Source organism: Eggerthella sp. 1_3_56FAA (assembly GCF_000185625.1).
Lineage (GTDB): Bacteria > Actinomycetota > Coriobacteriia > Coriobacteriales > Eggerthellaceae > Eggerthella > Eggerthella lenta.
In genome coordinates, this window is record NZ_GL622581.1 from 111,866 (window position 1) to 136,175 (window position 24,310).

Sequence of the window (24,310 nt, forward strand, 5' to 3'; positions counted from 1 at the left end):
GTAAAGACAGCGAGAAGCCCCGAGGCGCCTTGCATTGCCGTGAAAGTCCGAGGAAGCGTACTTCGGTACGCGACGAGGACTTGGAGCGGCAAGGCAAGGCGCCTCGGGGCTTCGCAGCGGCGGCTTGTTCCGCTGGCCGCAAGGCCAGCGGAACCCATTACTTGAAGAAACCTTCGTAGTTGTGCATCTTCAGCTGGCTTTCCACCTTGTTCATGGTGTCGAGGGCCACGCCGATCATGATGAGGATCGGCGTGCCGCCGAACGCCTGGATGAGCGTATTGCCGGTGAAGTAGAAGATGATCGTCGGCACCACCGCGATGGCGGCGATGAAGATGCCGCCGGGCAGCGTGACGCGATGCAGCACGTTCTTGATATAGGTCACCGTCGCCGTGCCCGGACGCACACCGGGAATGAAGCCGCCCTGCTTGCGCAGGTTGTCGGCCGTCTCCTCCGGATTGAACACCATGGAGGTGTAGAAGTACGCGAAGAACACGATGAGCAGCACGGTGAGGATCCAGTTGACCCAGCCGGTGGAGATGGCGTCGGCCACCGCCGTCAGCCAGCCCACGTTGAACAGGGCCGCCAGCTGCGCCGGGAAGTAGATCAGGCAGCTTGCGAAGATGATCGGGATGACGCCCGCCGCATTCACCTTGAGGGGAATGTAGGTGGACTGGCCGCCCATCATCTTGCGACCCTGCACGCGCTTGGCATAGTTCACCGGGATGCGGCGCTGCGCACGCTCCACGAAGATGATCGCGGGAATGCAGGCAAGCACCACAAGCAGGGTGACCACCGTAATCGCGACGCCCATAGTGGTATCGGCCGTGAGGTTCATCGACGAGAAGATGGCGCTCGGCACGCGCGACACGATGCTCACGAAGATGATGAGCGACATGCCGTTGCCGATGCCGCGCTGCGTGATAAGCTCGCCCATCCACATGATGAACGCAGTGCCCGCCACGAGCGTGAACACGACGAGGATGTCGGTGAGGATCTCCGGCACCTCCGTGGAGAACACCACGCCGTACTGCGGCGACTTGAACAGCAGCAGGTAGCCGATGGCATTGATCAGACCCAGACCCAACGTCAGGTAACGCGTGATCTGCGTGATCTTGCGACGACCCGTCTCGCCTTCCTTAGCCCAGCGCCCGATGGCGGGGATGACGCCCTGCATCAGCTGCATGATGATCGATGCCGTGATGTAGGGCATGATGCCCAGCGAGAAAACCGAGAAGTTCGACAACGCACCGCCCGTGAACAGGTCGAGCATGGTCATGGACACGCCCGAGTCCTGGAACGAGTTCGCGAACTCGTTGAACGGGATGCCGGGCACCGGCACGTACGCGCCGAAACGATACAGCGCGAGGATAGCCAGAGTGAACAAGATCTTCTTGCGCAGCTCCGGTACCTTGAATGCATCGATGATCGAGCTTAGCAAGGCTCTTCGACCTTTCCTCCGGCTGCTTCGATCTTCGCCTTGGCGGAAGCAGACACCTTATCCACCTGCACGGTGAGAGCCTTGGTGATCTCGCCGTCGCCCAGCACCTTCACGAGCGCGTCGGCATGCTTGATGATGCCCTTGGCCTTGAGGCTTTCGCCGTTCACCACGTCGCCGGCCTCGAAGGTCTCCTCGAGACGCTTCACGTTGACGGGCAGGTACTCCACGTGGTTGATGTTCTTGAAGCCCGGGAGCTTCGGCAGGCGACGAGCGAGCGGCGTCTGACCGCCCTCGAAGCCTGCACCCTTGCCGCCGCCAGCACGCGACTTCTGGCCGTTCATACCGCGACCGGACGTCTTGCCCGTGCCCGACGCGGGACCGCGACCCACGCGCTTGCGGGGCTTGCGCGAACCTTCAGCCGGCTTAAGATCCTTGAGTTCCATGTTAGTTTCTCCTTCTTTCGCTGTCCGGGACCCTTCCCGGCGCTGGCAGCTCGCCGCCAGCAAACTTCCGTAAATCGACCATCGGCGTGCCGTTGCGGCACGCCGACGAATCATTATATCCTACCTGCCAAGTACCACGAAGATTAGATCTCTTCGACCTTGACCAAGTGCTTCACCTTGAAGATCATGCCGCGGACGGACTCGTTGTCCACCTGCTCCACGGAGCGGTTGATCTTGCCGAGGCCAAGCGCGCGCAGGGTCTTGCCCTGGTCTTCCTTGTAGCCGATGGAGCTTTTCACCTGGGTGATGCGCAGGGTCTTCTTTGCGTCAGCCATTAGTTCTTCTCCTTCCAGCCGTAGATCTTGGAGACGGACATGCCGCGACGCTCGGAAACCTGCTCGGGGCTCTCCATGTTCTTGAGGCCCTCGGCGGTGGCCTTGACCACGTTCATCACGTTGTCGGTGCCGAGCGACTTGGCGAAGCAGTCGGTGACGCCCGCCAGCTCCATGACCGCACGAGCCGCGCCGCCGGCGATAACGCCGGTACCGGGCGTAGCCGGCTTGATGAGCACGCGACCGGCGCCGTACTCGCCGATGATCTCGTGCGGCAGCGTCTTCTCGGCCGTCAGCGGCACGCTGAACATGTTCTTCTTCGCGTCCTCGACGCCCTTCTTGATGGCGATGGGCACTTCCTGGGACTTGCCCATGCCCACGCCGACGCGACCGTTGCCGTCGCCGACCACCACGAGCGCGGTGAGCGCGAAGCGGCGGCCGCCCTTGACAACCTTCGACACGCGGTTGATGTAGACGACGCGCTCCTGAAGCTCGGGGACCGCGGCGTTGTCTTGTTTGTTACGAGCCATAGACCTTAACCCCTTCTAGAATTTCAAGCCTGCTTCGCGAGCGGCATCGGCCAAAGCCTTGATGCGCCCGTGATACAGGTTGCCGCCACGGTCGAACACGACTTCCGTGACACCGGATTCCTGCGCCTTCTTGCCCACGATCGCGCCCAGGGCGGCAGCGCCCTCGACGGTCGCGCCGCTCTTGCCCGTGGCCTTGAAATCGGGGCCGAGCGTGGAAACGCCGCAGATCGTCTTGCCGGCGACGTCGTCGATCACCTGCACGTACATGTTGGAGTTGCTGCGCGTGACGCACACGCGGGGACGAGCCGCCGTACCGGCGATCTTTCCGCGAACGCGACGATGGCGACGAGCCAGCGCAGCCTGCTTTTTCTGAAGCTTGTTCATGATAATCCCTTCGATCTCAATCGTTCGCGGCTCGCGCCTAGTCCTTGCCGGCCTTGCCGACCTTGCGGCGGACATGCTCGCCCTCATAGCGAATGCCCTTGCCCTTGTAGGGCTCCGGCTTGCGCCACTTGCGGATGTTCGCGGCAACCTGGCCGACCTGCTCCTTGGAAGGACCGCTCACGATGATCTCGGTCTGGCTGGGCACCTCGAACGTGATGTTCTCGGGAGCCTCCACCAGCACGGGATGGGAGAAGCCGAGCTGCATCTCAAGATCCTTGCCCTTGAGCGCGGCACGGTAGCCGACGCCCACGAGCTGCAGCTTCTTGGAGAAGCCGGCAGACACGCCCTCCACCATGTTGGCGATGAGCGTGCGCACGAGGCCGTGGTAGGCCTTCGCTTCGCGGGAGTCGTTCGGACGCTCGACGATGATGTCGTCGCCCTCCCGCTTGATGGTCATGATCTCGGGGAAGGTGCGGGTCAGTTCGCCCTTCGCCCCTTTCGCCGTCACCGTCGTGCCGTCGATGGTCACATCGACTCCGGCAGGAACGGTCACGGGCAGCTTGCCAATACGAGACATATCTATCCCTCCCTTTCCTACCAGATGTAGGCGATGACTTCGCCGCCAACGCCCTTTTTACGGGCATCGCGATCGGTCATAACGCCGTTGCTCGTCGAAACGATAGCCGTGCCGAGGCCACCGAGCACGCGGGGCAGCTCGTCCTTGCCCGCGTAGATGCGCAGGCCGGGCTTCGAGATGCGCTTGATGCCGCGGATCGTCTTGGCCTTCTTGTCACCGTACTTCAACGTGATCTCGAGCGTAGCGCGCGGCTCGCCCTCGATGACGTCGTAGCCCTGAACATAGCCCTCTTCCTGCATGATGCGGGCTATCTCGACAAGTTTCTTGCTGGACGGCATGGACACCGTCGGCTTGCCGGCAGAGTTAGCGTTACGCACGCGCGTAAGCATATCTGCAATGGGGTCGGTCATGGTCATAGTGATTTTCTCCTTTGGTCCGTGATGAGCCTGTCGATTCGGTTCGTCAGCGCCCGTAACGCCTCCGCCTGAACCGTGGCACACCCGAGCGTAATCGTCGTGTGGCTTACCACGAAGCTTTGGTCACGCCGGGCAGTTCGCCTTTGTTGGCCAACTCGCGCAAGCAGACGCGGCACAGGCCGAACTTGCGGTAGTAGGCGCGGGGACGTCCGCAGCGCGTGCAGCGGTTGTGCTGACGCGTCGAGAACTTCGGCTCGCGCTTGGCCTTGGCGACCATCGATTTCTTAGCCATGCAAATCCTTCTTTCTTATATCCAGCCCGTCCGATCGTCCGGACGGGCTCGAGTGCACGTTTCAGCGCAGGTTGCCTTGGGGCAGCCTTGGGTGGGACAACGCGGGTTATTCCTTGTCCTTGAACGGGAAGCCCAGCGCGTCGAGCAGCGCGAAGGCGCTGTCGTCGTCCGGAGCCGTCGTCACGAACGTGATGTCCATGCCGCGCGTGCGATCGATCTTGTCGTAATCGATCTCCGAGAAGATAAGCTGCTCGGTGACGCCCATGGTGTAGTTGCCGCGGCCGTCGAAGCTGGTCGGCGAGATGCCGCGGAAGTCGCGCACGCGGGGAAGCGCCGTGGCCAGCAGACGGTCGAGGAACTCCCACATGCGGTCGCCGCGCAGCGTGACCTTGCAGCCGATGGGCTGGCCTTCGCGCACGTGGAAACCAGCGATGGACTTCTTGGCGCGCGTCACGCAGGGCTGCTGGCCCGTGATGATGCGCAGGTCGCCCATGGCGGCGTCCAGCAGCTTGTGGTCGGCAGCGGCGGCGCCCACGCCCATGTTCACGACGATCTTCTCAAGGCGCGGAACCTTGTTCACGTTGTCGAGGGCGAGATCCTTCTCGAGCTTGGCCACGATCTCGTTGGTGTACTTTTCCTTCAAGCGAGGAGCAGTCATGTTTTCCTGTATCCTTTCGATGAATTAAACGCAGGATTTCCGACCCTGCGTCCCCAACCGGCCTGGCCGGAGGGGGTCATTGCTCAAAGGGGCGCGCCGCCGAAGCGCCGCGCCGCCTTCATGTGCTAGTCGATGTCCTTGCCGCACTTCTTGCAGACGCGGACCTTCTTGCCGTTCTCGTCGCGCTTGTTGCTGACGCGCGTGGGCTGCTTGCAGCTCGGGCACACCAGCATCACGTTCGACACGTGGATGGGAGCCTCCACCGAAGAGATACCGCCCTGCGGGTTCTGCTGCGTGGGGCGAAGAGCCTTCTTGACGATGTTGACCTTCTCCACGACGACGCGCTGCTTCTGCGGCAGCGAGCGCAGGATCGTGCCCTCTTTGCCCTTGTCCTTGCCGGCCAGGACCTTCACCTTATCGCCCTTTTTGATGTTCATGCTGTTCATTTGCGCACACCTCCTTAGAGCGTTTCAGGTGCCAGGGACACGATCTTCATGTACTTCTTGTCGCGCAGCTCGCGGGCGACGGGCCCGAAGATGCGCGTGCCGCGCGGGGCGCCGTTCGTGTCGATCAGAACGGCTGCGTTCTGATCGAACTTGATGTAGCTGCCGTCGGCACGACGAACTTCCTTCTTCACGCGAACGACCACGCAGCGGACGACGTCGCCCTTCTTCACGTTGGTGTTCGGCGCGGCTTCTTTAACGCTGCAGATGATGACATCGCCCAGTCCCGCGTAACGGCGCTTAGAGCCGCCCAGGACCTTGATGCACTGCACCTTGCGAGCGCCGGAGTTATCGGCCACTGCGAGCATGGTTTGCATCTGAATCATTGCTTCAACCTAACTTTCATCTCGATAGTCTTTCGCGACGAGCGCGCAAGACTACTGGGCCTTCTCGACGATCTTCACGAGGCGCCAGCGCTTCATCTTCGACAGCGGACGCGTTTCCATGATCTGAACGGTGTCGCCGAGGCCGGCTTCGTTGTTCTCGTCATGGGCATGGAACTTCTTCGTCGTCGTCATCATCTTGCCGTACACGGGGTGCGGCTTGCGCTCCTTGACTTGCACGACGCAGGTCTTGTCGTTGACGGCGCTTACCACGACGCCCTGACGGACCTTGCGGGAGTTACGTTCTTCGCTCATGTGTATCCAACCTTCCTAGCCGACGGGCTATGCGCTCAGCTCGCGGGCGCGCATCTCGGTCTGAATACGCGCGATGTCCTTTTTGACCTGCTTCACGCGGGCGGTGTTGTCAAGCTGGCTCGTAGCCATCTGGAAGCGCAGGTTGAAAAGCTCCGCGCGCGCTTCCTTGAGTTTCGCCTGCAAATCGTCGGCAGACAGCTCACGGATCTCTGCTGCTTTCATTTATTCCTGCCCTTCCGTTTCACGAGAAACAATCTTGCACTTGATGGGCAACTTGTTGATGGCGAGGCGGAGCGCTTCCTTGGCGACGGCCTCGTCGACGCCACCGATCTCGAACATGATGCGGCCGGGCTTGACGACCGCGACCCATGCCTCGGGGTTGCCCTTACCGGAACCCATGCGAGTCTCGGCAGGCTTCTTCGTGATGGGCTTGTCCGGGAAGATCGTGATCCACACCTTGCCGCCACGCTTCATGTAGCGGGTCATGGCGATACGGGCTGCCTCGATCTGGCGGTTGGTGATCCAAGCGGCTTCGAGCGCCTGGATGCCGTATTCGCCGTGGTTCAACCGGGTGCCGCCTTTGGCCTTGCCCTTCATGGAACCACGCTGCACCTTGCGGTGCTTCACGCGCTTAGGTACGAGCATTACTTTGCCCTCCTATCGTTACGATCGTTGCGACGGGGACGGCTGGGGCGAGAGCTGCCCTCGAGCGCCGGCTGGGGAGCCTTCTGGCCGGGGAGCACTTCGCCGTGGTACACCCACACCTGCACGCCGATGGAGCCCATCGTCGTAGCAGCCGTGGCGAAACCGTAGTCGATCTTGGCACGCAGCGTGTGCAGCGGCACGCGACCTTCGCGATACCACTCGCGACGGCTCATCTCGGCACCGCCGAGACGGCCGGAGCACTGAATGCGGATGCCCTTGGCGCCGCTCTTACGGGCGGACTGGACGGCCTTGCGCATCGCACGGCGGAACGCAACGCGTCCCTCGAGCTGCTCGGCAACGGACTGCGCGATGAGCGCAGCATCGAGCTCGGGGCGCTTGACCTCGACGACCTCGATGGACACCGGGCCGTTGGCGACCTTCTCGAGCTTCTTGCGCAGCGAGTCGATCTCGGCGCCCTTCTTGCCGATGACGACGCCCGGACGGGCGGTGGTCACGATGATCTTGATCTTGTCGCCAGCGCGCTCGATCTCGATCTTGGAGACGGCGGCACGGGCGAGCTGCTTGTCCAAAAACTTCCTGATGGCCAAGTCGTTTGCCAGGTTCTTGGCGTAATCCTTGTCGGCGTACCAGCGGCTACGCCATTCCTCGGTGATGCCGAGACGGAACCCGGTGGGGCTTACTTTCTGACCCATGCGGCTTATGCCTCCTCTCGCGGTGCAACGATGATGGTGATGTGGCTCGTGCGCTTGCGGATGCGCGAAGCGGAGCCCTTGGCGCGCGGACGGATGCGCTTGAGCGTGGGGCCTTCGTCGGCGAAGGCGGCCTTCACGATGAGCGTTTCCGGGCGCACGTGGTGCTGGTTCTCGGCGTTGGCCACAGCGGAGTTCAGCGTCTTGGCGACAACCTCGGCGATGGCGCGGTCGGAGAACTGCAGGATCTCGCGAGCGGCGGGCACGGACTTGCCACGAATCAGATCGATGACGATACGCGCCTTACGGGGCGAAACGCGGACATAGCGTGCAATTGCTTTAGCTTCCATTGTTTTCACCCCTTCTTATCTCTTCTTGCCCTTGTCGGCGGAATGACCCTTAAAGGTGCGGGTCGGGGCGAATTCGCCCAGCTTGTGGCCGACCATGGATTCCGTAACGTATACCGGCACGTGCTTGCGGCCATCGTGCACGGCGATGGTGTGACCCACCATTTCCGGGAAGATGGTGCTCGAGCGCGACCAGGTCTTCACGACGTTCTTCTCGCCCGCCGCATTCATCTTCTCGATACGATCAAGAAGGCGCGGTTCAACGAAAGGACCCTTCTTCAAACTTCTACTCACTATTACTCCTTAACGCTTTGCGCTACTTCTTGCGACGGCGGATGATCAAGCGGCTCGAAGCCTTCTTGGGATTGCGGGTGCGATGGCCCTTCGTGGGAACGCCCCACGGGGTGACCGGGTGACGACCAGCGGACTTGTTCTTGCCCTCGCCGCCGCCGTGCGGGTGGTCGACCGGGTTCATGACGGTACCGCGAACGCTGGGACGGATGCCCTTCCAACGGTTGCGACCGGCCTTGCCGATCTTGATGTTGGAGTGCTCGGCGTTACCGACCTCGCCCACCGTCGCGCGGCACGTGATGAGCACGCGGCGCATTTCGGAGGAAGGCATGCGCAGGATGGCGTAGTCGCCCTCCTTGCCCATGAGCTGGATGCTGGTGCCGGCGGAACGGGCGATAGCGGCGCCCTTGCCCGGCTGCAGCTCCACGGCGTGGATGAGCGTACCGACGGGGATGTTGGCCAACGGCAGGGCGTTGCCCGGCTTGATGTCGGCCTCGACACCGCTCATGACGGTATCGCCCACGCGGAGACCCTTCGGATGAAGGATGTAGCGCTTCTCGCCGTCGACGTAGTGCAACAGGGCGATGCGGGCGCTGCGGTTCGGGTCGTACTCGATGGTCGCGACCTTCGCGGGGACGCCGTCCTTGTTGCGCTTGAAGTCGATGATGCGGTAACGGCGCTTGTTACCGCCGCCCTGATGGCGGGTGGTGATGCGGCCGTTGTTGTTGCGTCCTGCCTTGTTGGACAGCGGCGCAAGCAGCGACTTCTCCGGCGTCGACGTCGTGATCTCGGCGAAGTCCGAGACCGTTTGGAAGCGTCGGCCGGGGCTGGTCGGCTTGTACTGTTTGACTCCCATTGCTTTCCTTTCTGCGGATTCTCGCTCGCACGCCTCTCCGTACACCGAGAATCCTTCGTCTCTTCGTGGCTCCGATTGCCGCCGATGTGCCGCAGGGAGGCTGGGCACGTGCGACTCCGGTTGCCACGCGTCCGGGTGTATCCATCTAAGTCCAGACGCAACCGAGAATTATACGCAGAAAACGCTTTGTATTCAAGAATCGATTTTTGGCGATCATTCGCGAACCCCCTTGCACACAACCTGAACACAAGATACGCAAGCAAAGCCGGACGCTCGACTGCTGAGCGGCCATGCTCGTCCATCGGGAACGTCCGGGCTTTTCGGCTTCGACGGTTTCGCCTGCTTTGAACGGACGGCGAGGCCAGCTGATCAGCGCAAGCGACGCAGCGCCTTTATCTCGCACGCTATCTTTTTAGGGTTGCGTACCAGGCCCCGCCCCATCCGGTAAAGCGGGAGCAGGGGACGCATCCATGCATGACGCCAGAAGAACGGAAAGGCTTCTTGCATCTGCTCCTCGCTGACGAACACGCGGCTTGCAACGTAGCGCTTCTTGACATCAGCGTCATCGTTGGGAGAGTCTGCGCGAATGGCCTCCAGGCGTCGCTCCATCACGGTCTGCCACGTACCGTACGTGCCGCCGTTCATCAGGCGCAGAAGACGCGCCTGGTCGGCATCCGAAAGACCCGCTGTCTTTTGCGCCGGGCCTCTTTCAGCGTCCCGCCCTTGCGCGCAACGGCAAGCCGCTCGCGGATCCTCCAGCGCGCGAAACGACAGCCTGCGCGTCCACTGCTCAAAATCTCGAAGACCCAGCTTGGAAAGCTCGTCTGCAAGATAGGATCGATCGAGACCCTTGCCGCGTGCACGTAGAAACACCAGCTGATCGACCAAAAACCTGATACCGCAACCCGATGCGTCATAATGCTTGAAAGCATGCGAAACCAGGTGCAGGTAGAAGTCATCGTCCGAGAAGCGATACTCCCATCCCCTTCCGCCCCGGCCGGCATCGGACGCCTCGCCTTCGGCGGCATTCGAATCCAAGCGGACGGGCACGGCACGCTGCCAGGGGTTATGGTAGTACGCAGCCTGCGGACTGGAAGGCGATACCAACCTGCGGTGAAGTTCGAAATTGAAGTGAGGGTTCTTAACGAACGACTCATGATTGCCTGCTGTTTTCGATATGGTCCGGTAACCGCGCGCCTCCATAACCTCAACAGCCACACGCACGGCGCGCGCCGTAGTGCGCTCGCGGTCGGCTTCGGTAGCCCCCGCAATCCGAAACCCACCGGCAGGGTCTTCTTCTACGAATCCGTACAGAATATCGTTGTCCGCCATGGATCGCATATGGGGCGACGGATACAAATCCACCAGCAGCGCGCCCTTAAGAGGAAGCCACGACAGGCCGCGATCCGCCAAAGCGGCAAGCACGGCCTCGCGCTCGATGCCGTAGCTCACGCAACGGTACAAGGTCATGTCGGCAGTCGCGCTCCATTCCTTCAGCATGTCTGCCGGAACATCGCGAACCCGGCGAGCCGACGTCCAAGCCAAGCCCTCCACGCTGTTGAACTCCGCCAACGCGTAGACTTCATCCCAAGAGGCGCCTTCGGGCAGCGAACAGGGCTGCACGTCGTTCAATGCACACGACATCAAGTGAATCAAATAGAACGCGCTTTCCCTCATAAGCTTTTCCTTCTTTCAAGATTCGGGCAGCCCTCCGTAGATACGCGACCGCCCACCTGCACGACGCGATCGCACAGAGCCACCGCCCTGCCCCGATGCGTTGCCATGAGCACCGTGCGATCGGGAAGCTCGCGCAAACGACGGATCATCCGCTCCTCGCAAGCGGTATCGAGCGCGGACGTGGCCTCGTCGAGCAGCAACACGGGCGCGCCGCTGTATACAGCTCGGGCAACGGCGAGCCGTTGCCTCTGCCCTTCCGAAAGAGCGGCGCCGCGCTCTCCCAGACGAGCATCGAGCCCGCCGGGCAAGCCGTCGACGAACTCGTCGGCGCAGGCCGCATACAAGGCGTCCCTGACACGCGCGTCATCGGGAGCGCCATCCCCGTCGGCAAACGCAACCACCTCGCGCGCCGTGCCCGAAAGCAGGCAATTACCCTGCGGAACGTACGCGAACAACCCTGGGCGAACCGAGGATGCCGAAATTCGGCGCCCCTCTGCACGCACATACGCGCTTCCCTCGTCAGGCTGATACGCCCCCAGCAGAAGACGCATCGCCGTGCTTTTACCGGCGCCGCTCTCCCCCACAAGCGCCACTACCTCCCCCGCGTGCACATCGAACGAGCAGTCGCACAAAGCCTCGCGCGCGCCGTCTTGATCGTAGCGAAAGAAGGCCTTGTCCAAACCGAACGATTCCAACGAGGAAGCCGGCACTGCCACGGAGTCGCGTCCGCCCGGGTACGCTCCGCCTGCGCAGGAGAAACGTCCGACGGCCTGATCGAGTTCCATGAGACGCTCTGCGCTAGCCAACATGGAGGCGTAGCGCGAGAACAGGGATCCCATTCCCGCAAAGGGCGCCTGCACCTGACCGGTCAGCTGAACAACGGCCATCATGGTGCCGTAGCTGACCGAGCCATTCAAAAGCCCCCAACCGCACCACGCGAAGCACAGGAGGTATCCGCCTTGCATTGCCGCGGAAAGACCCGTGCTGCAGGCGTTCGAGAACGCCATCTTGCGCATGCGAGAGCTCAGATGCTCGTCCATAACCCGACGGCTCTGGCCAATCACCTTGCGCTCGCACCCGAACGAACGCACCATCAGCAAGCTTTCCAAGCATTCCTGCACGTAGCAACGAACGGAGCTTTCCGCCTCCTGCACGCAACGATGAAGCTTTTTCTGATGCGAGCGCAACGCAAGGGAAACCGCGCCAACCAGACAGCCCACCGCCACCAGCACTGCGGCAAGCAGAGGGGCCAGCATGCCCATCACCGCAAGCGACCCGAGTAACCGCGTGATCGAGGACGCCGCTTCGGGAAGCGCTCCGGTTGCCCCCTCGGCCACCACGCGCGCATCGGACGTCATGCGCGCAGACACGTCACCGGTATGTCGTCTCGACGCCAAGCCGAAATCACCTTCGAGCATCGCCGCAAGCGCTTGCTGGCGAAACCGATTCTCAAGCGTGGCCTGGGCCGCCTCGGAGAGCGCGCGGCAGGTGCATAGCACGCCCACCTGCGTGGCAAGAAGAACGCCGAACGCGCACACGGCAGCGGAGAACCCTTGGGACGAGCCCGCCACAGCCTGATCGATGCACGCCCTCATAACAAGGGCGAACGCCACCGCGATGACCGCCGCCACCGCACGCAGAGCCGCAAGGCCAACCACCAGCCATGTCCCCGGCCCGCCCACGCGCACGATCCATCGCTGCACCCGAAACCGATCGCGCAAGGCGTCGACCTGCGCTCCGGCGCTTGCACGCAACGTCATCAGACGCACCTACCCGCTTCGAGAACGAAAGCCTTGACGCGACCGAGCGAGCGACGAAGTCGCATGAGCGCTCGACGCGCCGGATACGCCCCGCACCACGCGCGCACGTAGCACCGATACCCCGTCCCTTGCATGTTCACCTGGGTTTCGCCTCGGTAAAACCCTGTGAGAACACCAAGGACGTCGGCATCGGTTATGTCGTGTTCGCGGCCTATGCAGTTGTCGCCGCAAATCACATACGAATCAGCCAGCACCTCCACCACGCGATGCAGCACATAGCGATCATCGCGCTTGTACAGGGCGACGTCAAAGCGCCGAAGCCGACCGCATGGCGGACGCACCACGACGGTGTCGCATCGGTCGCGGATCATGGGCCACATGCTGACGCCGCTGGTAACCCCCACATAGACGCCCTCGCGCTCAAGCACCTCCGCAATGGTCGACAGCGTCGTCATGCCAAAAAGCCGGCTTTCTGCGCGGTGGCCACGAACGACGCGACATCGCGTTGCGCGGTTTCGAGATCCACGTCGTAGCTTTTCACGAGCTCCTGGGCGATATCTTCCGCATCGTCGCCGCGAGAAAGCCCTTCCCAAATAACGCGACCCGTCCCGTTCAGCTTCACCATGCCATGAAAGTCGCGGCTGGCCTCGCCCGTTGCGATGACCACCGTCTGCCCGGCCACGTCCCTCAGCACGAACCCGTCCTTAATCCTCACGTCACGCTCCTTCCCCTGCATGCCTGGCTCGCATCCAGGCACGATGTGCTTATATCCCAATCCGAGAAGCGCCGCCCCGTCAGCGTCTCAAAGCTGCATCGAACGGCGTCATGCGACACGTCGCACGCCAATTCGTACATCGGAACGCATCCGACCAGCCTGTCCGACAGTTCCAACGTGCGCGCGGCGGCGCGGCTGTCGAACGGCAGATACACTTGCCGTAAAAGCCGGCCAACGCAACCGGAAGCGTCCAGGAGCCCGATGCTGTTCGTTGGAGCCTGCCGCAGAAAACACACGGCGCGAAGCGGCACGGAAGCGTTTTCATGCCAGCCTTCTTTGCCCGCCCACGGCGTGCCGTACGCTACGGGGACGTCGCCCTCGCCGGTTAGGCGAACGATGGGCTTGTCGCCATTGACGATACTGACCGCATCGCCCAAAAAGCGCTTCCACAAAAGCGCGTGCGTCGACTTGCCCGTGCCGCTGGGAGCTGCAAACAGGTAGCCCTCGCCTTGGAACGAGAGCAGAGCCCCATGCACCAGCATGCGATCGAACGCAGGCAAGGCCTCGGCGATCTGCCGATACACCGCAAGCGTCTCCAGGTAGGCGTCCGACCATGCGCCCTCGTCGCGCTCGGCGTCGATATCCTGCGGATCAATGCGCACGTCGATATCGCTCGAGGCGCCTTTCGGCACCTCGTAGCCTGAACACATGTGCTCCACCTGTGAGTACTGCGATGCAACCGACACCGAAAGCCCGGCCAGCTGAAGGCAGAATTGCGGCATCTTAGTAGTACCCCGTCCAACGCTCTCCATCGCCCGACGGACTCTGCTCAGCCGGAGGCTTTTGCTCATCGGACGGATTGTCGGATCCGGGCGAGCCGAAGTCCACTGTGTTATCGGCAGAATTTCCGCCGGAATTCTCATTGCCCGATTCGGGCGCGGGCTGATCGCCCGCCGCCTCCGGCCCCTCGCCCGAAGCCGCTGCGCCAGAAGAGCCTTCCGTGCTTGGCAGAGGCTGTACTGCATCGCCGGACTCATCAGGCGCGCTTATCTGCTGCTTCGCATCTTGGACGGGCTTGTCCGTAGAGGGAAGCGAGTTCTCGGGCGTCGCCTTGTCGGGTTCGCCATTTAGCAGGCCGGTGCACGCCAAACCAATACCTCCAACAAGAATGACCGCCGCAGCGGCAACCGCAGCGGTGATTGCGATATGTTTCCGTTCCATCGATCAACCGCCCTTCATCAACACGACAGGGGCGCAACCCGTGCGCCCCTGTCGCCCTTGCTATGCTTTAGAGTGCGTGAGGAAATTCCACGGTATCGTCGCCAGGCATGGAGGAGCACACAACGTCCTTGCCCTCGAACTCGACTACTTCCATGCTGGGAGTTTCATACTTCATTGCTTAAACCTACTCTTTCTCTCGTCCCTCTAAGCGAGGATCTTTTGTGCATACTCTTTCTCTTCCGCCGAAGCGTTCGGAGAATCTAGGATGAATTGCGCCACCTTATTCACTGAACGAATCTGCGCAGTTGGTTCTTTAAATGTCACCGTAGTGCCATCGGAAGTTTTGTACGTTACATACATTTCGACTGAAATATCTTCCGCATAGTCGTTCTTGGGAACATTGAGGAAAACCAAGTTTGTATCGATCACGCCGGAGTCATACAGCGCTTGATGCTCAGCCACCTTGGTGTAGTCGGTGCCTTTAATTGTGTACTTCCAACCAGAGCTCACAAACTGCATTTCTTCTGGAAGGAATAGCGAGTACCCAAAACGCAAGCCTTCTGATACCGAGGGCGTAGCATCCATGCGAAGCGATCCGCCCTTGAACTTCATCACGTCGGCGATGTTCACGAACTTCGCGTATACAGTGCCCTCGGTCGCGGTGCTGGGAGTGCCGTACTGGCTGTCGGCGTACCAGCCCGCGAACGTCTGGCCTTCAGGAGCAGTCGGCGCGGTCCACGTGCTCGGATCGGCTGCATTCGTCTTGAACTGCGCGACGTTGTACGCATTGTCAGCATTCGGAGCAACGTAGTACAGGCCGTTTGCCTCGGTCTGCTTGTAGTTCTGGCTATTCACATACTGCGAAACATTGCTGTTGAACACGCCGCCCGTTACCGAGCAGGTCACGTTCTGGCCGATGCCGAGCGCACCCGCCTCGCCGGAGATCTTGCCGCCCTCGATGTTCAGCGTGGTAGTCTTGCCCTGCTCGCCGACGGCAGAGATGCCGTACTGACTGGGAGCCGCAGAACGCGCGGAGCGGGACTCCAGCTTCGGAGTTGCTGCCTTAGCCTCAACCACGCCGCTCTTCACCGTCAACGTTGCACCCGCCGCAACCTTGATGCCGTCGTTGGACGAGCTTGTCACCGTGGCACCGTCGAGCGTCACCGTACCGGCAACCTCCACGGCAGGAGCCTGAGTGCTCGTCGAGGAAATCACGCCGGAACCCTTCGCATCGCTGATGACCAGCTCGGCGCCTTTGCCGACCTTAACCGCCGCATCAGTGCCCGACGTGGTAACATCGTTGCCGTTCAGCTCGATGGCCACCGGCTTCGCTTCGGTTCCAGTTTGAGGGGTGGGAATGGTGATGCCGCCAGTCTCGGCAACGTCGCCCGCCAGAACCAGCGAGCCGCCCGACTTCTGCACTTCCTCAACTACTTCGCTGACGCTCTTGGCAACACCCGTGGCATTGCCGTCTTTGTCGACAACTTGGACTTTGTTCTCGGTCTCAGAGGCCTTCTTCACGGTGTACACGGTTTTATCGGTATTCGGCTCCACCAGGTAACCGTCGGCCACGCATCCTGCCGGAATCTGGGCACTGAAGGTGCCACCGGTCAGGGACACCAGAGCGGCTTCGCTCGGAACGCTCCAGCTCTCGACGTCGAACGATCCGCCGGTCACCTTCAGAATGGCCTGCTTGGAGATGCCGTGCTGGGAAGCGTAGCTGCCCATGACAACTTTGCCCTTGAACTGCACGTTGCCGCCCACGGTCATCTCGCTAGATGGCAGATCGTTGCTCCACGTATCAACCCACAACGCACCCTGGATGTCGCCGCCGCTGACGGTCGCCTGGCCCCAGTTCTGGATCGCCGAATTTACAGACGTAGCCTGTACGCCATCTTTTTGGGTGTACGTTTGATCCTGAGTGCGGAAAGTGCCGCCGTTCACGGTCAGCTTGCCGTAGTCGTCGTTCTTCACGACGATGAACCCGGGCTGCTCGAAGGTGCCACCGTTCACGATAAGCGTGTTCGCGCGATCTGCCGCGACTCCGCCGTTCCTCACCAGCGAAGCAGCGCTCCATGTATTCTTCGCTTCATCGTAAAAACCAGAATTGTTCGAGAACGAACCGCCATCGACCGTCATCGTTCCCTGGTTGTCCACGACGTAGTAGCCCGCCGTCTGGGAGTCGTTGCGCTTCACCGCACCGCCGCCGACCGAATCCTTGATGACCAAAGTACCGTTGTTGGTCAGCGCGGCCTTGCTTGCAACCGTCCCGCCGTTCAGCGTGTAGCCAGCCAAGTCAAGCGTGCAGTTAGCAGTCGCAGGTACAGTGACGTTCTCGGTCGCATTCGCGATCAGGGAAATGGCCTGGCCGTCCGCCGTCGCATCGATGGCGTCCTGCAACGAAGCGTACTCGATATCGCCCACCTTGGCGACAGCGACAGCGGCCACCTCCCACATGCTGTCAACCGTCTGGGTCGTCTCGTACCCCGCAGGGATGTACGCAACAGGATCGCTGGAATATGTGCCGCCGGTAACGAATCCGGCCATGTTATCAGACAGGATGGCGCCTACCGACCCCTTGAACGTCCCGCCGGTGATGGCAAGAGAGTCGATATACGGGGTGCTTGCCTTGGCATTATCCTGCACGTGAGCAAGATTGTACTCGTCGATGGCGTAGTAGCTTGCGCTTTCCAACGTGCCTCCGGCGATGTCAATGTTCATGTGACCGTAATAGCCCGTAGCGGCCTGCGACCCCTTGCTCACAACGGCCAGCGCAGCTCCGAAATTGTAGTTGCCGTCGCCGCTGGTCTTGTATTTGCGCGTGCCGTCGCCTTGATACGTCGACTTCACAACCGCGTCTCCGCCGATCGAGAGGTTGCCGGAATCGATCTCGATTCCGGTCCAGCCCTCGACGGTGCCGCCCGTGATGCTCACATCGCCATATCCTGGCAGGTACATGGCGCAATCCTGAGCGCTCTTGATCGTGCCGCCCGTGACATTGACGGCGATGCCGCCGTAATCAAGAGAGCCGTTGCGAGTTCCGTTGCCCGAAACGGCGAACCCGCCATCGACGGCTCCGTTCGCATACGTGTTCTCGATGGTACCGCCGGTCACATTGAGGGTCGCACCGTTGCCGTACGGATACACGGTTGCTGCATAGCCACCGCTGTTCGCGATAGTACCGCCCTCAAGCGTAAGCGTAGAGGATACCGCATTGCTCGGATCCGGCTTGGATCCGTCGGTGTACTTCGTATCCCCAACCACCTCGAAGCCGTATTTGACGAGCTGGATCTTGCCACCCTCGGCAGAGTCCCTAACCGTAAGTTTCGCGCCATCAGTCACTTTGGCGCCGATTGTTTCATCGGCGACGATCGACTTCCCATTCAGATCGAGCACGATGCTCTTGTCCGCACCCGACACCTGCAAGGCGTCTCCGCTCCTAGAAAGCTGCACGTCGTTCGTCAAGGTCACCGTATCACCAGGTTGAGCTGCCGCGATGGCGTCTTTGAGGCTTGCGTAGTAACCGGTTCCCACGTTAGCTGCGAAATCGTTGACGGTCCCAATCGTAGCATCGGGTCCCACGTCAAACGTCCATGCAAGATCTTTCGCCGCATCCCAATAGCTGATGCCGATCGATCCGATCGTACCGCCGGTAATCTCGGTGGAAACCGTAGAGCTGCTATGATCCTGACCAGCACCGCTCGCTTCCCAGAAGCTTCCCTCGGTATACACGCTGTCGATGGCGCCGGCCTCGATAACGGTGCGCGGATGCGTGCCGACGACATAGTTGCCGGTAGTCACCGCATAGCCGCCTTGAGGAGCGGCGATACTCGCATTGGCTCCCCGAACGGTCAGGTTGCCGCAGTTGTTGACGGTCGAGTCGCCATTGCCGAGGCCCGAAGCCTGCACGACAACGTTTTCGAGCGTCAAGTCACCGTAGTTCTTGATCATGAAGTGCAGGCCCGCGTTCGCGCTGGCCGTCATGGTGCCGTTCTTGATGACCACGGTGCTGCCCTTGATAAGCTGCATGCCGTTCGTCTCGGTGCCTGTGGAGCCAACTCCCTGCACGACGTTGTACGTATGGCTGTTCAAATCGAGGATGACGTTCTTGTCGCCGTTGATTTTAACTCCGCCGGTGGCATCGCTGTTCAACGTGATGGTTGTCGGCGTGGCCCCCGAATCTGGAACGGCGGCGATGGCGGCGGCGAGCGTGTCGTACGCGGTGCCGTCGATGGTGGCCACTGCAGTTGCATTCTGCGTTTCTCCAGCTGCAAATGCAACCGGAGTCTCCGTCGTCTTGACAACGTCGACGATCTCGGACGACTCAACCGTCGGTTCTGCGCTCGAGTCGGTCACCTGCTCTTCAACAGGTACGACCGGCTCGGTTTCCGCCACCTGCGAACCGACCACGGCAGAACTTTCCTCGCCCGTATCAGCCCATGCGGCAATGGGCGCATTCATGGAAACGACCATGGATGCGCTAAGCGCCACTGCTAGCAGCTGATCCGCTCCTTTTCTTTTCTTCATACGGCCCCGCCTTTCTCGTCTGCTTTTGCTCAGTCTTTTGCTAGTACGTATGCATGTATGCCTTCCAGCAAACGTAATCGCTCGGTAATGATGAGCAATGAAAATAGAATACCCCCCCCCCCCCGCATTACGTCAATAGAGAGCCTTGCCAAAGGCGCAACACTGCGAGAGGCTGAGAAGGCCGTTTCCCCGCGATCGAAACCAGAGGTCGGAAATCGTGCCGACGCCAACCTCGAACCGCACGTTCGTCAACCGTCGATTCGGCAACGGACACGGAAACCAGCTTGCAGGGGTTCTCGGGCTTTTAGCCGCGTCTGACGGCGGGTGAGCAGCGCGACACTGCGCCGATAAAAAGCGGCCCCCGATTTCCTTTCGGAAATCAGGGGCCGCAAAACCGCTCGGATAGATAGTTATCTGTGCGTTATCGCTACTCTGAGTCGACTGCGGGAGCCGGCTGAGCAGCCGTCTCGTTCGCAGCGACCGGCTGCTCCACGTTCACGATGGCATGATCGAGCAGCCACTGGTTCGCCTTCATGCGCTCGGCGGCCTCGCGCAGAGCGAAGCCGCGGCCGTTCTCCTGCATCTCGCGCTTCACGGCGTCCGGGTTCTGCGGGTTCATCGAACGGCAGGCGGCGTCGATGTCCTCGTCGGTGAGGGTCATCTTCTCGTGACGGAACAGCGCGTCCAGCGCGTAGCCCTGCACGAGCATCTCGCGGGTCTGCATCATCATGATCATGCCGAACTGCTGCTCGCCGCCCTGGCTTTGCACGAACTGCTCGAAGGGGATGCCCTGCTGCTGCAGCTGGCCGCGCAGGTTGGACACGAGCGTCTGCTGCATGGCCTCGTACACCTCGTCCTGAATGCGGCCCTCGAAACGCTTGGCCAGCTCGGATGCCGCAACCTGCAGCTTGTACGCCTCGTACTGGGCGCGACGGTCGGCCGTCAGGCGATCGGTTATGCCGCCGCGCAGAGCGGCCGCATCGCGGTACATGGGCAGGTTCTTGGCCACCCATTCGTCATCGATGGCGGGGACGACCTTTTTCTGCATCTCCTTGACGGTGACGGTGCAGTCGACGGTGTCGCCCTTGTCGTCGGCGTTCATGCCGGGCAGGTCGAAGGAGAACGACTTCGTTTCGCCCACGTTCATGCCGATGAGATGCTTCTCGAAGTCCTCGGGCATGAGGCCCATGCCGGTGAGGTACGTGCGGCCTTCGGTGGACAGGTTGTCCATCTTCTCGCCGTTCTGGAAGGCTTCGAGCGCCAGCAGGAAGCCGTCGCCTTTCTCCACCGGGTGCGGCTCGTCCGACACGAACTCCGCGTAGCTCTCGGCGATCTGCGCGATCTGCTCCTCGACCTCGGCCTGCTCGATCTCGAAAGGCGGCACGGTGATGGACACGGGCTCGTAAGACTTCAGCTCGTAGTCGGGCTTCGGCGTGACGCGAACCTCGAACGAGAAGGTCTGGCCGCGCTTGAGCGGACCGGCGGCCTTCGGAAGAGCCGGGAACGCCGGCGTGATGTTGCGCTTGTCGATGGCGAACGGCACGAGGTACTCCACGGCCTGCTGCTGCACGATGGCGTCGAGGTCCTTGATGCCCAGCTGCTTCTCGACGGCCTGCTCCACGGACATGCCCGGCGTGGGCTGCACGCCCATCTGCTGGGCGAACCTGTACTGAGCCGCCGTGAGGGCATGGCTGACCTCGGCGGTGGAGGCTACGGCCTCCAGCAGGATGCGTCCGTCGTCGAGCTTCTTTTCGGTTACCTTCATGAAGAGTCCCCTTCTGTTTCGATCGTCAAGCGCTCATTGTAGCGCATTACTCGTTCGACTTGAGGCTTTCCACCATGTCGATGCGGCGCAACTTGCCGCGCATGGCCAGCATCACGAGCACAGTGAACAGCATGGTCAGCAGAAACGCCAGCAGGAAGCTGGTCGGGTGTATGGCACGGCCGAACATGATCTGATCCACCTCGGCCGTGACCACGACGAAGCCTTCCATCCACACGCCCAGCACGAGACCGACCGCGCAGCCGATGGCCGCCAAGAGGAATATCTCGCGGAAGATGTAAGCGTTCATCTCACGCGGCGTGAAGCCGAGCACCTTGAGGGTGGCGATCTCGCGCATGCGCTCGGTGATGTTGATGTTCGTGAGGTTGTACAGCACGATGAACGCGAGCGCCGCCGCCGCGGTGACCAGCACCACGACAATCATGTTCACGCTCGACATCATGTCGCGGTACGCGTCGATAGTCTCGTCGTTGTACGCCACGGTCTTCACGCCTCCTGCGGCCAGAAGGTCGTTCGAGAACTGCACGCGCAAGTCGGGGTCGGACGTGGTGACGGCCAGCACGGTGCGGTAGTCGGGAGCCTTGCCCATAAGCTGCTCGTAGAGGGCAGGACCCATATAGGCGTAATGGTACACGTAGTTCTCGACGATGCCCGTGACCGTGGCCTCGTAGGACGTGCCGGTCGCGTTGCCGATGGCATCCTGCTCGGTCAGCGTGACGGCATCGCCTGCGCGCACGCCCAACTCCGCCGCCAGCTTCTCGGTGAGCACGAGGCCGTCGTCGTCCAGCTTCACCGGATGATGGCCGACGCGGGTGTTCAAGGCCACGAAGCGGTCGAACGATGCCGGATCCTCGGGCACGACCAGCTCCATGCGCTTGTCTTGCTCGTCCGGCCCGCCGGCCAGCATGTTCTGCCGCATGACCAGCGTATGCGCGGTGACGAGCGAGCCGTCGTCGAGCAGGTCGTCGATACGCCGCTGCTCTTCGCTTGACAGGTCGTCCGCCAGCGTAACGACGGCGTTGTACTTCGTGATCTCGCCGAACTGCTTGTCGATTATATCGTTGATGGCGTTGGACAACCCGAGACCCGTCAGCAAGAGCGCCGTGCAGCCCGCGATGCCGATGACCGTCATGACGAAGCGCTTCTTGTAGCGGAACAGGTTGCGGAACGTCACTTTCCACGAGAACGAGAGATGCCGCCACAGCGGACCGATGCGTTCGAGTACTATGCGCTTGCCCGCCTTCGGAGCGCGCGGCAGCATGAGCTGCGCCGGGCGCTCGCGCAAGGTGGCGGCGACGGCGGCCCAGGTGGCGAACAGCGTGACGCCGACGCCGAGCCCGGCTGCAAGCCCGGCGAACCCAGGATCGACGGGCAGCGGGAGCGGCAGCTCGGGCACGAAGTATATGATGCCGTAGGCCTTCATGATGACGGCGGGCAGCACTTGGGACAGCGCGAGGATGCCCAGAATGCTGCCGATCCCGCTGGCCGCGGCTGCGTATGCGAGGTATTTGGAGGCGATGCGCGTGCGACGGTAGCCAAGCGCCTTGAACGTGCCGATGAGGGCACGCTCCTCCTCCACCATGCGCGTCATGGTGGTGAGGGCCACGAGAGCCGCCACGAGGAAGAAGATGAACGGGAACACCGCGGCGATGCTGTCCACGCGGTCGGCGTCCGCCTCGAAGCTGGCTGCACCGTAGTTCGCCGTGCGGTCCATGACCAGCCATTCGGGGCGCTCCAGATCGTCGATCTGCTTCTGGGCGTCGTCGAGGCGACGCTCGGCGTCCGCCAGCTGCGCATCGGCGTCGGATTTCTTCTGCTCGTATTCGGCGAGGCCGCTGTCGTAGTCGGCGCGACCTTGTTCGAGCTGGGCGCGGCCGTCCTGCAGCCGAGCGGCGGCGTCGTCGAGCTGCTGCTGAGCCGCGGCGATCTGCGCGTCGGCTTGCGAGCGCGATGAGGCGAGATCGGCGCGCGCCTGATCAAGCTTCCGGGCGCTCGCGTCGAACTGAGCCTTCCCCCCTTCGTAGGCGGCCTGCTGCTGTTCGAGCTCGACCTTGGAGGAGTCCAAGACGTCCTGCTTGCCCTGGAGCTCGGCGCGCGCTGCCTCCAGCTTGGGCTTCTGCACGTTGACGAGATCGTCGAGGGTGGCCTGGACGAGAGCCATCTGCGCCCGGAGATCCTGCTGTTGCGCTTTGAGGGCGTCTTGCTCGGCGCGCAGTTCGGCGATCTTCTGCGCGTCCTTGTCGGGATCGAGCTGCTTGATCTGCTCCTCCAGCGCGTCGATGCCCTTCTGGATCCGGTCGACGCCGGCCGCTGCGTCGGCGACGCCGGCCTGCGCCCGAGTTATGCCCGCGTCAAGCTCGTCGGATTGCCGCTGCCAATCGCCCCACGCCGCCGCGAGGGCGTCGGCGCCCTGCTGCCACTGAGCCCGGGCCGCTTGGAGCTGCCCTGCGGCATCGTCCAACTGCGGGCGCTGCGCGTCGAGCTGCGCCTGCCCTTCGGCTATCTGCCGTTCGGCATCGTCCAGCTGCGCCTGAGCGCTCGCACGCCGGCTCGCCAGCTCGGACGCGCCGCTGTCGTAGGCCGCCTGGCCGTCGGCCAGCCCCTGCTCGCTTGCGGCGATCGTCGCGGCGGCATCGTCGAGCTGGCGCTTCGCATCGTCCAGTTGCGACTGCGCGTCGGCCCTCTCGCGCTCGTAGTCGGCACGCTTCTCGTCGAGCTCCTTCTGCGCATCGGACTTCAGCTGATCGACACGTGCCTGCTCGCGCTCGGGCGCAAGCGCCTTGATGCGATCCGCCACTTCGTCTACGAGCCGCTGGTAGGCGTCGCTCGACGCGCGTTCGTTCGCCACCCCGCGCACCGCGAGGTACGCCTCGGTATAGGGAAGATCGGCCGAGAAGTCGCTCTCGGGCACGTACATATACTGTTGGATGGAGCCCGAACCCAGCGTGGTCTCGCCCATGCTCGAAGACGTTGCGTAGTACGGAGCGTTCACAAAGCCCGTCACCGTGTACGTGCGCGTGACGAGGGTCTGGTCCACGTCCTGCACGCCCTCGGTGATGGTCAGCGTGTCGCCGACGGCGATGGCGTCGTTCTCCACGAGGTTGGCCGACAGCACGCACTCCCCCGTCTTCTGCGGCCACGAGCCCCGGACGAGGAGGGGACGGTTCAGATAGTCGGGGTCGTCGGAACGCGCATGCACGCCGTCGGAGGTGTCGCTCGTGCGCGCCGCATCGGGCAGCGAATGCACGCGCGTGGCGTACTGTTCGCCGTCGATAGAGGCCATGACGTCGGTCTCGCGCGCGGGCATCACAGCCTCGACTCCCTCGACGTGGCGCAGCGCCGCGATGTCGTCGTCGGTGAGGCCGAGGGTCGAAAGCACGCGGATGTCCATGAGCGACGTGCCGTCGAAGTACTCGTCGGCCGCCAGCTTCATATCAGGCGCGGTCATGCGCAGGCCGACGTAGAAGCCCGTGCCCAGCGCGACGATGGCGGCGATGGCCAGGAAGCGCCCGAGCGAGTGGGTGATCGAACGCAGGGTCTCAGTGTTGAACGCGCTTTTCACGACGC

General features: G+C 62.2%; 27 protein-coding genes. All 27 read right to left on the reverse strand.

All coding sequences use genetic code 11. The features are described 5' to 3' along the window. Positions 1–157 precede the first annotated feature (157 nt). The 27 genes from secY to HMPREF1023_RS10850 all read right to left on the reverse strand — a co-directional run bounded on the left by secY (position 158) and on the right by HMPREF1023_RS10850 (position 24,305). Complete coding sequence (secY, locus tag HMPREF1023_RS10720; protein ID WP_009306336.1) at positions 158–1,438, reverse strand: preprotein translocase subunit SecY; 1,281 nt, start codon at positions 1,436–1,438, stop codon at positions 158–160. Next, positions 1,432–1,881, reverse strand: coding sequence for a 50S ribosomal protein L15 (rplO, locus tag HMPREF1023_RS10725; protein WP_009306337.1), 450 nt, complete (start codon positions 1,879–1,881; stop codon positions 1,432–1,434). Before rplO ends, secY begins: the two co-directional genes overlap by 7 nt. A 143-nt stretch (positions 1,882–2,024) precedes the next feature. Further along, entirely contained in the window at positions 2,025–2,216 is a 192-nt protein-coding gene (gene rpmD / locus HMPREF1023_RS10730) for a 50S ribosomal protein L30 (RefSeq protein WP_009306338.1), read from the reverse strand. Beyond that, positions 2,216–2,743 carry a 30S ribosomal protein S5 gene (rpsE, locus tag HMPREF1023_RS10735; protein ID WP_009306339.1) on the reverse strand — a complete coding sequence of 176 codons (528 nt, stop codon included), beginning with the start codon at positions 2,741–2,743 and terminating at the stop codon, positions 2,216–2,218. The genes rpmD and rpsE overlap by 1 nt, the downstream gene beginning before the upstream one ends. Positions 2,744–2,758: 15 nt before the next feature. Next, positions 2,759–3,127 carry a 50S ribosomal protein L18 gene (gene rplR / locus HMPREF1023_RS10740; protein ID WP_009306340.1) on the reverse strand — a complete coding sequence of 123 codons (369 nt, stop codon included), beginning with the start codon at positions 3,125–3,127 and terminating at the stop codon, positions 2,759–2,761. Between the two features lie 37 nt (positions 3,128–3,164). After that, entirely contained in the window at positions 3,165–3,704 is a 540-nt protein-coding gene (gene rplF, locus HMPREF1023_RS10745; RefSeq protein WP_009306341.1) for a 50S ribosomal protein L6, read from the reverse strand. Between the two features lie 17 nt (positions 3,705–3,721). Continuing rightward, positions 3,722–4,120 carry a 30S ribosomal protein S8 gene (gene rpsH, locus HMPREF1023_RS10750; RefSeq protein WP_009306342.1) on the reverse strand — a complete coding sequence of 133 codons (399 nt, stop codon included), beginning with the start codon at positions 4,118–4,120 and terminating at the stop codon, positions 3,722–3,724. 106 nt (positions 4,121–4,226) lie between these two features. Further along, complete coding sequence (locus HMPREF1023_RS10755) at positions 4,227–4,412, reverse strand: type Z 30S ribosomal protein S14 (RefSeq protein WP_009306343.1); 186 nt, start codon at positions 4,410–4,412, stop codon at positions 4,227–4,229. 106 nt (positions 4,413–4,518) lie between these two features. After that, the gene (gene rplE, locus HMPREF1023_RS10760; RefSeq protein ID WP_009306344.1) at positions 4,519–5,070 is read right to left on the reverse strand and encodes a 50S ribosomal protein L5; all 552 of its coding nucleotides are present in this window, start codon (positions 5,068–5,070) and stop codon (positions 4,519–4,521) included. 125 nt (positions 5,071–5,195) lie between these two features. Beyond that, positions 5,196–5,507, reverse strand: a complete 312-nt coding sequence (gene rplX / locus HMPREF1023_RS10765; protein WP_174262984.1) for a 50S ribosomal protein L24 — start codon at positions 5,505–5,507, stop codon at positions 5,196–5,198. A 23-nt stretch (positions 5,508–5,530) separates the two neighbouring features. Then, a complete protein-coding gene (rplN, locus tag HMPREF1023_RS10770) occupies positions 5,531–5,899 on the reverse strand; it encodes a 50S ribosomal protein L14 (RefSeq protein WP_009306346.1) in 369 nt (122 codons plus the stop codon). A 51-nt stretch (positions 5,900–5,950) separates the two neighbouring features. Then, complete coding sequence (rpsQ, locus tag HMPREF1023_RS10775) at positions 5,951–6,211, reverse strand: 30S ribosomal protein S17 (RefSeq protein ID WP_009306347.1); 261 nt, start codon at positions 6,209–6,211, stop codon at positions 5,951–5,953. Between the two features lie 27 nt (positions 6,212–6,238). After that, positions 6,239–6,433 carry a 50S ribosomal protein L29 gene (gene rpmC, locus HMPREF1023_RS10780; protein ID WP_009306348.1) on the reverse strand — a complete coding sequence of 65 codons (195 nt, stop codon included), beginning with the start codon at positions 6,431–6,433 and terminating at the stop codon, positions 6,239–6,241. Beyond that, on the reverse strand, positions 6,434–6,856 hold the full coding sequence (rplP, locus tag HMPREF1023_RS10785) for a 50S ribosomal protein L16 (protein ID WP_009306349.1): 423 nt from the start codon (positions 6,854–6,856) through the stop codon (positions 6,434–6,436). Then, on the reverse strand, positions 6,856–7,569 hold the full coding sequence (gene rpsC, locus HMPREF1023_RS10790; RefSeq protein ID WP_009306350.1) for a 30S ribosomal protein S3: 714 nt from the start codon (positions 7,567–7,569) through the stop codon (positions 6,856–6,858). Before rpsC ends, rplP begins: the two co-directional genes overlap by 1 nt. Before the next feature lie 5 nt (positions 7,570–7,574). Further along, on the reverse strand, positions 7,575–7,916 hold the full coding sequence (gene rplV, locus HMPREF1023_RS10795) for a 50S ribosomal protein L22 (RefSeq protein ID WP_009306351.1): 342 nt from the start codon (positions 7,914–7,916) through the stop codon (positions 7,575–7,577). Between the two features lie 15 nt (positions 7,917–7,931). After that, positions 7,932–8,207 carry a 30S ribosomal protein S19 gene (rpsS, locus tag HMPREF1023_RS10800; protein ID WP_009306352.1) on the reverse strand — a complete coding sequence of 92 codons (276 nt, stop codon included), beginning with the start codon at positions 8,205–8,207 and terminating at the stop codon, positions 7,932–7,934. Between the two features lie 22 nt (positions 8,208–8,229). Continuing rightward, a complete protein-coding gene (gene rplB, locus HMPREF1023_RS10805) occupies positions 8,230–9,060 on the reverse strand; it encodes a 50S ribosomal protein L2 (RefSeq protein ID WP_009306353.1) in 831 nt (276 codons plus the stop codon). A gap of 369 nt (positions 9,061–9,429) precedes the next feature. After that, positions 9,430–10,737, reverse strand: coding sequence for a nucleotidyltransferase family protein (locus HMPREF1023_RS10810; protein WP_009306354.1), 1,308 nt, complete (start codon positions 10,735–10,737; stop codon positions 9,430–9,432). Next, a complete protein-coding gene (locus HMPREF1023_RS10815) occupies positions 10,734–12,497 on the reverse strand; it encodes an ABC transporter ATP-binding protein (protein WP_009306355.1) in 1,764 nt (587 codons plus the stop codon). The genes HMPREF1023_RS10810 and HMPREF1023_RS10815 overlap by 4 nt, the downstream gene beginning before the upstream one ends. Beyond that, positions 12,497–12,952: a S24/S26 family peptidase gene (locus HMPREF1023_RS10820; RefSeq protein WP_009306356.1), complete on the reverse strand. Its 456-nt coding sequence runs from the start codon at positions 12,950–12,952 to the stop codon at positions 12,497–12,499. The genes HMPREF1023_RS10815 and HMPREF1023_RS10820 overlap by 1 nt, the downstream gene beginning before the upstream one ends. Next, positions 12,949–13,212 carry a PqqD family protein gene (locus HMPREF1023_RS10825; protein ID WP_009306357.1) on the reverse strand — a complete coding sequence of 88 codons (264 nt, stop codon included), beginning with the start codon at positions 13,210–13,212 and terminating at the stop codon, positions 12,949–12,951. Before HMPREF1023_RS10825 ends, HMPREF1023_RS10820 begins: the two co-directional genes overlap by 4 nt. Continuing rightward, the gene (locus tag HMPREF1023_RS10830; protein ID WP_009306358.1) at positions 13,209–13,994 is read right to left on the reverse strand and encodes a hypothetical protein; all 786 of its coding nucleotides are present in this window, start codon (positions 13,992–13,994) and stop codon (positions 13,209–13,211) included. Before HMPREF1023_RS10830 ends, HMPREF1023_RS10825 begins: the two co-directional genes overlap by 4 nt. A gap of 1 nt (position 13,995) precedes the next feature. Further along, positions 13,996–14,433 (reverse strand): hypothetical protein, encoded by a 438-nt coding sequence (locus tag HMPREF1023_RS10835; protein WP_009306359.1) that lies wholly within the window; start codon positions 14,431–14,433, stop codon positions 13,996–13,998. Between the two features lie 204 nt (positions 14,434–14,637). Continuing rightward, positions 14,638–18,960 carry a hypothetical protein gene (locus HMPREF1023_RS10840; RefSeq protein WP_009306360.1) on the reverse strand — a complete coding sequence of 1,441 codons (4,323 nt, stop codon included), beginning with the start codon at positions 18,958–18,960 and terminating at the stop codon, positions 14,638–14,640. A 427-nt stretch (positions 18,961–19,387) separates the two neighbouring features. Further along, on the reverse strand, positions 19,388–20,725 hold the full coding sequence (locus HMPREF1023_RS10845) for a trigger factor (protein WP_009306361.1): 1,338 nt from the start codon (positions 20,723–20,725) through the stop codon (positions 19,388–19,390). 46 nt (positions 20,726–20,771) lie between these two features. After that, on the reverse strand, positions 20,772–24,305 hold the full coding sequence (locus HMPREF1023_RS10850) for an FtsX-like permease family protein (protein ID WP_009306362.1): 3,534 nt from the start codon (positions 24,303–24,305) through the stop codon (positions 20,772–20,774). Positions 24,306–24,310: the final 5 nt, after the last annotated feature.

Excerpts from the sequence above, each read along its gene's own strand:
- HMPREF1023_RS10840 (WP_009306360.1), bottom strand. The coding sequence starts at position 18,960 with ATGAAGAAAAGAAAAGGAGCGGATCAGCTGCTAGCAGTGGCGCTTAGC.
- rplO (WP_009306337.1), bottom strand. The coding sequence starts at position 1,881 with ATGGAACTCAAGGATCTTAAGCCGGCTGAAGGTTCGCGCAAGCCCCGC.
- HMPREF1023_RS10830 (WP_009306358.1), bottom strand. The coding sequence starts at position 13,994 with ATGCCGCAATTCTGCCTTCAGCTGGCCGGGCTTTCGGTGTCGGTTGCA.
- rplE (WP_009306344.1), bottom strand. The coding sequence starts at position 5,070 with ATGACTGCTCCTCGCTTGAAGGAAAAGTACACCAACGAGATCGTGGCC.
- rpsQ (WP_009306347.1), bottom strand. The coding sequence starts at position 6,211 with ATGAGCGAAGAACGTAACTCCCGCAAGGTCCGTCAGGGCGTCGTGGTA.
- rpmC (WP_009306348.1), bottom strand. The coding sequence starts at position 6,433 with ATGAAAGCAGCAGAGATCCGTGAGCTGTCTGCCGACGATTTGCAGGCG.
- rplR (WP_009306340.1), bottom strand. The coding sequence starts at position 3,127 with ATGAACAAGCTTCAGAAAAAGCAGGCTGCGCTGGCTCGTCGCCATCGT.
- rpsE (WP_009306339.1), bottom strand. The coding sequence starts at position 2,743 with ATGGCTCGTAACAAACAAGACAACGCCGCGGTCCCCGAGCTTCAGGAG.
- rplB (WP_009306353.1), bottom strand. The coding sequence starts at position 9,060 with ATGGGAGTCAAACAGTACAAGCCGACCAGCCCCGGCCGACGCTTCCAA.
- HMPREF1023_RS10755 (WP_009306343.1), bottom strand. The coding sequence starts at position 4,412 with ATGGCTAAGAAATCGATGGTCGCCAAGGCCAAGCGCGAGCCGAAGTTC.
- rpmD (WP_009306338.1), bottom strand. The coding sequence starts at position 2,216 with ATGGCTGACGCAAAGAAGACCCTGCGCATCACCCAGGTGAAAAGCTCC.
- HMPREF1023_RS10845 (WP_009306361.1), bottom strand. The coding sequence starts at position 20,725 with ATGAAGGTAACCGAAAAGAAGCTCGACGACGGACGCATCCTGCTGGAG.
- rplN (WP_009306346.1), bottom strand. The coding sequence starts at position 5,899 with ATGATTCAGATGCAAACCATGCTCGCAGTGGCCGATAACTCCGGCGCT.
- rplP (WP_009306349.1), bottom strand. The coding sequence starts at position 6,856 with ATGCTCGTACCTAAGCGCGTGAAGCACCGCAAGGTGCAGCGTGGTTCC.
- HMPREF1023_RS10820 (WP_009306356.1), bottom strand. The coding sequence starts at position 12,952 with ATGACGACGCTGTCGACCATTGCGGAGGTGCTTGAGCGCGAGGGCGTC.
- HMPREF1023_RS10815 (WP_009306355.1), bottom strand. The coding sequence starts at position 12,497 with ATGACGTTGCGTGCAAGCGCCGGAGCGCAGGTCGACGCCTTGCGCGAT.
- rpsC (WP_009306350.1), bottom strand. The coding sequence starts at position 7,569 with ATGGGTCAGAAAGTAAGCCCCACCGGGTTCCGTCTCGGCATCACCGAG.
- HMPREF1023_RS10810 (WP_009306354.1), bottom strand. The coding sequence starts at position 10,737 with ATGAGGGAAAGCGCGTTCTATTTGATTCACTTGATGTCGTGTGCATTG.
- rplF (WP_009306341.1), bottom strand. The coding sequence starts at position 3,704 with ATGTCTCGTATTGGCAAGCTGCCCGTGACCGTTCCTGCCGGAGTCGAT.
- rpsH (WP_009306342.1), bottom strand. The coding sequence starts at position 4,120 with ATGACCATGACCGACCCCATTGCAGATATGCTTACGCGCGTGCGTAAC.
- HMPREF1023_RS10835 (WP_009306359.1), bottom strand. The coding sequence starts at position 14,433 with ATGGAACGGAAACATATCGCAATCACCGCTGCGGTTGCCGCTGCGGCG.
- rplX (WP_174262984.1), bottom strand. The coding sequence starts at position 5,507 with ATGAACATCAAAAAGGGCGATAAGGTGAAGGTCCTGGCCGGCAAGGAC.
- rplV (WP_009306351.1), bottom strand. The coding sequence starts at position 7,916 with ATGGAAGCTAAAGCAATTGCACGCTATGTCCGCGTTTCGCCCCGTAAG.